The sequence below is a fragment of the Mitsuaria sp. TWR114 genome (assembly GCF_007997345.1).
Genome location: NZ_VOSR01000222.1, coordinates 1 through 6,401, shown reverse-complemented (window position 1 = coordinate 6,401; position 6,401 = coordinate 1). Strand labels below are relative to the sequence as shown.

The window sequence follows — 6,401 nt, the reverse complement described above, 5'->3', positions numbered from 1 at the left end:
GCGTGCCGCCCTCGCGGCCCATCAGCTGGGCATAGATCGTCGCGTTGGACAGCACCTTGCGCACATAGTCACGGGTCTCCCAGATCGGGATGTTCTCGGTCCAGATGGCGGCGTCGAGCTGCGGCCCCTCGCGCCAGCGCCGCGGGCGGTTCGGTCCGGCGTTGTAGGCGGCGGCCGCCATCGCCTGCGAACCGTCGAAGCTGTCCATCACCAGCTTGAGGTAGCCGGTGCCCAGGCGCAGGTTGGTGTCGCGGTCGTGCAGCATGTCGGGCCGGAATTCGACGCCCAGTTTCCTGGCCGTCCACTTGGCGGTCGCCGGCATCACCTGCATCAGGCCGCCGGCGCCGACATGCGAGCGCGCGTCCATCATGAAGCGCGACTCCTGGCGGATCAGCCCGTAGACATAGGCCGGGTCCAGGCCCACCGCGGTGGACTGCCGGAGCACGTCGGCGCGATAGGGCATGGGGAAGCGCTGGGCCAGGTCGATCTCGGTGCGGGTGCGTTCGCTGGTCTGGATGCAGCGCTCCCAGAGCTCGCGCTCGCAGGCGGTCTGCGCGACGGCGAGCAGTTCGCGGTCGGACAGGCCGCGCAGGCTGAAGTTCCACTCGCGCTGGCCCTCGCTGCGCAGGCCCACCGCCAGCAGCTGCAGCGCGCGCTGGATGCCGGGATTGGCCAGCGCCTGCGCCCGCTCCTGCGCGCTCAGCTCGGCCGGCGAGGGCGGCAGCGGCAGGCGCAGCTTGAGCTCGTCCGCGGCGAGCTTGCCGTAGAAGCTCAGCGGCGACGCAATCGCGCGCAGTGACTCCAGGGCCTCGCGACGCTGGGCGTCGCCGGCGGGGCCGTTCGCCGCGAGCTGCTGCTGGGCCTTGGCGCGCCAGTACTGCCAGGTGATGTCCTTCTGGTCCGACGGCTTCATCAGCGCGATCGCCGCCACCAGCTGCTCCGGCCGGCTGGCGCCGGCGTCGCCGCGCAGCGCGGCGCGGGCGATCCAGTTCACCGTGTCGTCGCTCCATTCGAGCGGCCCGCCCAGTCGCGCCTGCAACTTCAGCGCGCGTTCGAAGTGGTCGTTGGCCTCGTCCTTCAGCCGCAGCGCGGCCTGCCGGCCGTACTGGGCCCACAGCCAGGCGGACAGGTCATTGGGCAGCTTCGGCGCCCAGCGGCGAACGTCGTCTTCGGCCTTGTCGTAGTCGGTGGCGAGCAGCCGCATCAGCGCCAGCAGCGTCAGCTCCGCCCGGGCGCGCGGGGACGCGGCGGCCTTGCGCTGGAGGTAGCGGTCGGGCTTGTCCATCAGCTCGGCGATCGCGTCCTGGTCGGCCTTGGACAGCAGCGCCGCGGCCTGCTTCACGGCGCGCGGCTTGTTGGTCTCGACGACCAGCCGCAGCTTGCGCCAGACATCCGAGTCCTTGAACTGGCCGTTCTCGTGCAGCGTCGCGGCCAGCATGTTGCAGCCCTCGTCGGCGTCGCGCTGCGCCAGCCAGGCGGTGCGCGCCGCCTCGCGGAGCTCGCGCGCCGGCGGGTCGGCCAGCAGCGTGTAGCAGACGACCTCGCGGTCGTCCTGCATCTTGTAGCCGGCCAGGTCGCGACGGAAGTTGGCCCAGTCGCGCCGGTGGCCCAGTTCGAGCAGCCAGTCGTTGCGCAGGCGGTCCTCGACGTAGCTGCCGGGCCAGCGGGCGTAGAAGGCGGTGATCTCGGGCTGCTGCGCGTCGGCCAGCCGGGCGTTCAGCTCCCAGTAGTCGAACCAGGGCGCGAGCGGGTGCTGCTGGTCGAAGGCGACCTGCCGCATCGCGGCCAGCCGCGAGCGGTCACGGGTACGCCAGGCCTCGCGGGCGTCGGTCACCAGGTCCGGCAGCGGCGGTGGCGGATTGGGCACGACGGCGAAGGGCATCGTCGACTGCGCGACGGCGGGGAGGGCCGTCCAGGCGCAGAGCGCGCCCAGGGTGGCGGAGGCGAGGGCGGTTACAGTGATTCGAGCGAACTTCATGACCGACTGCGATGAATGATTCCCCCACGGCCCCCGACGCCGCCGGCATCGCCGGCAAGACCTGGCCCCATGAGCGAAGCGAATTGCGCCGCGCCTTGCTGGCGCGCCGCCGCGAATGGTCGGCCGGCGCCGAGGCCCGTCTCGCCGCCGACAAGCTGGACGAGCAGCTGCTTCCGCTGCTGCGCCAGCTCGAGCCGCTGAGCCTCGGCCTGTACTGGCCGCTGGAGGGTGAATTTAACGCAGCGGCCTGGGCCGCGACGCACAAGCTCGGCGGGGCGATGCAACTGGCGTTGCCGTTCGCCCGCAAGGCCGGCGACCGCGGGCCGGCGGCGATGGAGTTCCGGCGCTGGGACGGCACCCCGCCCACGCTCAAGGACGAATGCGGCATCCCCAGCGCCACCGGCCCGGTGCTCGTGCCCGAGGTGCTGCTGGTGCCCTGCCTGGGCTACACGCGCGAGGGGTTCCGGCTCGGCTATGGCGGCGGTTATTTCGACCGCTGGCTGGAGGCGCATCCCGGCGTCACGACGATCGGCCTGGCCTGGAGTTGCTGCGAAGCCAGCTTCGAGGTGCAGCCGCACGACCAGGCGATGACCGTCGTCGTGACCGAGCGCGAGGTGCTCGCGCCCTGAGGCGGCGCGGCGCTCAGCCCGAGTGCTCGTCCACGGGCGGATCGGGCTCGCCGATCGCGCGCCGGGTGAGCGCCGACTGCTCGCCGATCCAGCGCGCGAACTCGACGACCTCGGGCCGCTGTCGCCCGTGCGCCGACATCATGAGCCAGTAGACCGTCGGCAGTCGGTACGGCCGGCCGCGCCGAAAGGCTCGACCAGCTCGCCGCGCTCCAGCGCCTCGTAGATCAGCGGCAGCCGCGCCAGCGCGACCGCCTGGCCCGAGACCGCGGCCTGGATCTGCTGGTAGGTGAAGTTCAGGTACATCCAGCGCCGCGGCTGCAGGTCGGGCGCGCCGTGCAGCGCCAGCCAGCGCCGCCAGCTCAGGAACAGGCCGCTGGGGCGCTGGTCGTCCTCCTCGGCCAGCGTGTACTGGCGCAGGTCGGCCGCCTGGCCCAGCGGCGGGCCCTGGCCCTCCTGCGCCTGCTTCGCGACCCAGGGGTTGACCACCGGCGTGAGCATCTCGCCGAACATCCGCTGCGCCGACGGCGCCACCCGGTTGGGCGCGGCATAACGCAGCGCGACGTCGAACTCGCTGTCGTCGATCTCGACCAGCTGGTCGAGCGCGGACACGCGGATGTCCATGTCCGGATGCTCGCGCTGGAAGGCCTCCAGGCGCGGGATCAACCACAGCGACGCGAACGAGGCGAAGGTGGTGACGTTGACCACGCGTCGGCCGCGCGTCGAGCGGATCTGGCGCACGGTGCTGTCCAGCCGCTCCAGCATCGGCTCGACCGCCGCCAGCAGCAGCTTGCCGTCCGGCGCCAGCTCGACATGGCGGGTGCCACGCAGGAAGAGCGTGGCGCCGAGTTCCTCCTCCAGCGACCGGATCTGGCGGCTGATGGCGGACTGGGTCAGGTAGAGCTCGTCGGCGGCGGCGCTGAAGCTCAGGCGCCGGGCCACCGCCTCGAAGGCGCGCAGCGGACCGACGGCGAGCGGGCGATGTCGAGGCGGATTCATGCGCGGATGGTATCAATCGACGCGCGAAGACTCATTGGACCGGCATGCGGGGCAACCCTAATATCCCTCCATGTCCACGAGGAACGCCGCCAGGTGCGCGGGCCGCCCGGCGGACGGGGAGCCGATCATGAACGTCATGCAAAAGTCATCAATCCAGGTCAGCCGCGACGATGCCGCGTGGGCGTTGTCCGCGGGCGAGGCGATGAGCCTGCCGATCGGCCCGGGCCGCCGCGAGCTGCATGTGCTCGACGGGCGCGTCTGGGTGACGCAGCGCGGCGACCTGAACCTGCCGGCCCAGGACTTCTGGCTGTCGGCCGGCGAGACCCTGGAAGTGGCCAGCGGCACCGAACTGGTCGTGGAAGCCTGGCCGACCGCCCGCTTCCAGCTGATGGTGCCGCCGCAGGCCTGCGCCGCCCAGCGCGCGCGGCGCGTCAGCCGGCTGCCTTCTTTCGGGCAGCTGTTCGGCCAGCGCCTGGCGAACGCTTGAGCGCCGGAGCCGTGGCCTTGACCGGTTTCAGCTTCCTGTCGGTGCTGGGCTCGGCGGTGGTGCCGGCGCTCTTCTTCGGCGTGCTGGCCTTCGGCTTCGCATTGGCCGAGCGCAAGGCCGACTCCATCGCCAGCCGCCCCCAGGGCAGCATCAGCGCCGGCGACTCCAGCGTCTCCTCCGGCGGCCGGAAGTAATTCAGGCTGGCGACCTCCTGTCGCCCGTCTTGCCAGTCTTCGCGTACCGGAAGGGCTCGCAGCCGGCCTCGAGGTAGCGCGGCTGGCTGACGGCGTCCGCCTTCAGGTAGAGCTCGTCGCGGCTGATGATGGCCAGAAACAGGTCGTCGACATAGAGCCCGAAGCCCCCGAACATCCGCCGCGCCAGCACCGGCCCGAGCGGCGCCAGCAGCTCCATGCAGTGGTTGGCGAAATCGCTGCCCGCGCCGGCGACGCGCCGGACGGTTCCCGTGGTGGTGGTGCCTCGTGCCATGGCGGCGACTCTAGCAACCCGCGTCCGGCGCGGCCACAATGGCCGGCTCCGGGGCCCGTCGGTCCCGCTGGGCAACGCGAAGGGGCCGGATGGATCCGAACGACAAGCTGCCGATTTCCGAAGACCGCCAGGCGCTGCGCGAGCGCCTGATCCGCGAGCGCCTGGACCTGCCGGGCCGCCTGGAACTCGCGGACCTGGTGCAGGGCGTGCTGCGCGTGTGGCTGGTGGGACGCAAGGAAAAGCGCATTGCGGCGTACTGGCCGATCAAGGGCGAATTCGATCCGCTGCCGGCGCTGTACCGCTGGAGCGAGGTCGATCCCGAACGCCGCATCGGCCTGCCCGTCGTCGATCGCGAGCAGGGGCGCCTGCGCTTCCACGTCTGGTATCCCGGCTGCCCGATGGAAGAGGACGCGACCGGCATCACCAAGCCCAAGGACACCGAGGCCTTCGAGCCCGAACTCCTGCTGCTGCCCTGCCTGGGCTACGGCCCGGGCGGCATCCGCATGGGCTACGGCGGCGGCTTCATGCTGCGCACCATCGCGCAGATCCAGCCCCGGCCGCAGGCCGTGGGCGTCGGTTTCAGCCACGGCTTCCAGCCGACGCTGACCGCCCAGCCGAACGACGTGCGGCTGGACGCGATGCTGACCGAGATGGGAGTGGTCTGGGAGAATCCGCGCGCATGAATGCCGTCGATTCCCCCGTCCGCCCGACCGCCGACACGCTGGATGCGCTGTATGTGGCCCACCTCGCCGAGCAGCAGCGTCGCACCGAACACGCGCTCCAGCGCGGTGGCTACGACGCGCTGCTGATCGCGTCCGGTGTCGAGAAGTTCGCCTTCCTCGACGACCGGCCCTACGTCTTCCAGCCCAATCCCCACTTCAAGCTGTGGGTGCCGCTGATCCGCCATCCGGACAGCTGGCTGGTGATCCGTCCCGGCCACCGGCCCCGGCTGGTCTACGTCCAGCCCGAGGACTACTGGCATGTGCCGCCCGAGGCGCCGAGCGGCTTCTGGGTGGAGCACTTCGAAATGATCGTCGTGCGCACCCCCGGTGAGGCGCTGCCCTACCTGCAGCTGCCGGGCGAGCTGGCGATCGTCGGCGAGGCCGACGCGGCGCTGGGCGACATCGTCCCGAACAACCCGCCCGAGGTGCTGAACCCGCTGCATCACGCGCGCGCGGTGAAGACCGGCTACGAGCTGCTGCGCCTGCGCGAGGCGTCGACGCTGGGCGCGACGGCGCACCTGGCCGCGCAGCGCGCCTTCCGCGAAGGCCGGTCGGAGGCGGCGATCCATGCCGCCTACCTCCGGGCCTGCGGCCTGGCCGAGCGCGACCTGCCCTACGGCAACATCGTCGCGCTGAACCAGCACGCCGCGGTGCTGCATTACCAGTACCAGGACCAGCGGGCGCCGGCGCAGTCGCTGTCGCTGCTGATCGACGCGGGCGCGCACAGCTGCGGGTATGCCTCGGACATCACCCGCACCACCGGCAACGGCGACGCCAGCTTCCAGGCGCTGGTCGACGCGATGGAGGCCGCGCAGCTGCGCCTGGTCGATCGCGTGCGCGCGGGCGTCGACTACCGCGACATCCACCTGGCCTCGCACCGCGAGATCGCCGGCGTGCTGCGGCAGCTGGGCATCGTGCGGATGGACGAGGACGCGATGCTCGCGCAGGGCGTGACCTCGACCTTCCTGCCGCATGGCATCGGCCACCTGCTCGGCCTGCAGGTGCACGACATCGGCGGCTTCATGGCCGGCGAGGACGGCGGCACGATCCCCAAGCCCGACGGTCACCCCTACTTGCGGCTGACGCGCATGCTGCAGCCCGGC

9 protein-coding genes are annotated in these 6,401 nt (G+C 71.6%); 5 read left to right on the top strand and 4 right to left on the bottom strand.

Translation table 11 applies throughout. The features are described 5' to 3' along the window. Positions 1-1,978: lytic transglycosylase domain-containing protein (locus FUT87_RS10005; RefSeq protein WP_147240921.1), on the bottom strand; the 1,978-nt coding region annotated here is incomplete at its 3' end. An 11-nt stretch (positions 1,979-1,989) separates the two neighbouring features. Between FUT87_RS10005 and FUT87_RS10000 the strand changes: the two genes are divergently transcribed. Next, positions 1,990-2,607, top strand: a complete 618-nt coding sequence (locus FUT87_RS10000) for a 5-formyltetrahydrofolate cyclo-ligase (protein WP_147239768.1) — start codon at positions 1,990-1,992, stop codon at positions 2,605-2,607. Between the two features lie 13 nt (positions 2,608-2,620). Here FUT87_RS10000 and FUT87_RS31395 read toward each other — a convergent pair whose 3' ends face one another. Together FUT87_RS31395 and FUT87_RS09995 are read right to left on the bottom strand one after the other, a co-directional pair. Further along, positions 2,621-2,749 (bottom strand): hypothetical protein, encoded by a 129-nt coding sequence (locus tag FUT87_RS31395; protein WP_310735160.1) that lies wholly within the window; start codon positions 2,747-2,749, stop codon positions 2,621-2,623. Further along, complete coding sequence (locus FUT87_RS09995) at positions 2,746-3,603, bottom strand: LysR family transcriptional regulator (RefSeq protein WP_310735158.1); 858 nt, start codon at positions 3,601-3,603, stop codon at positions 2,746-2,748. The genes FUT87_RS31395 and FUT87_RS09995 overlap by 4 nt, the downstream gene beginning before the upstream one ends. A gap of 127 nt (positions 3,604-3,730) precedes the next feature. Between FUT87_RS09995 and FUT87_RS09990 the strand changes: the two genes are divergently transcribed. Both FUT87_RS09990 and FUT87_RS30545 read left to right on the top strand, forming a co-directional pair. Next, positions 3,731-4,090 (top strand): DUF2917 domain-containing protein, encoded by a 360-nt coding sequence (locus FUT87_RS09990; RefSeq protein ID WP_175538354.1) that lies wholly within the window; start codon positions 3,731-3,733, stop codon positions 4,088-4,090. Next, positions 4,087-4,284 (top strand): hypothetical protein, encoded by a 198-nt coding sequence (locus FUT87_RS30545; protein ID WP_255511756.1) that lies wholly within the window; start codon positions 4,087-4,089, stop codon positions 4,282-4,284. The genes FUT87_RS09990 and FUT87_RS30545 overlap by 4 nt, the downstream gene beginning before the upstream one ends. 1 nt (position 4,285) lies before the next feature. Here FUT87_RS30545 and FUT87_RS30540 read toward each other — a convergent pair whose 3' ends face one another. Continuing rightward, on the bottom strand, positions 4,286-4,576 hold the full coding sequence (locus FUT87_RS30540; protein ID WP_255511755.1) for a TfoX/Sxy family protein: 291 nt from the start codon (positions 4,574-4,576) through the stop codon (positions 4,286-4,288). Between the two features lie 89 nt (positions 4,577-4,665). Here FUT87_RS30540 and FUT87_RS09980 point away from each other — a divergent pair, with 89 nt between their 5' ends. Together FUT87_RS09980 and pepQ are read left to right on the top strand one after the other, a co-directional pair. After that, complete coding sequence (locus FUT87_RS09980; RefSeq protein ID WP_091727809.1) at positions 4,666-5,259, top strand: 5-formyltetrahydrofolate cyclo-ligase; 594 nt, start codon at positions 4,666-4,668, stop codon at positions 5,257-5,259. Continuing rightward, positions 5,256-6,401, top strand: a 1,146-nt coding sequence (gene pepQ / locus FUT87_RS09975) for a Xaa-Pro dipeptidase (protein WP_147240920.1), incomplete at its 3' end; no start/stop codon positions are given. The genes FUT87_RS09980 and pepQ, both read left to right, overlap by 4 nt.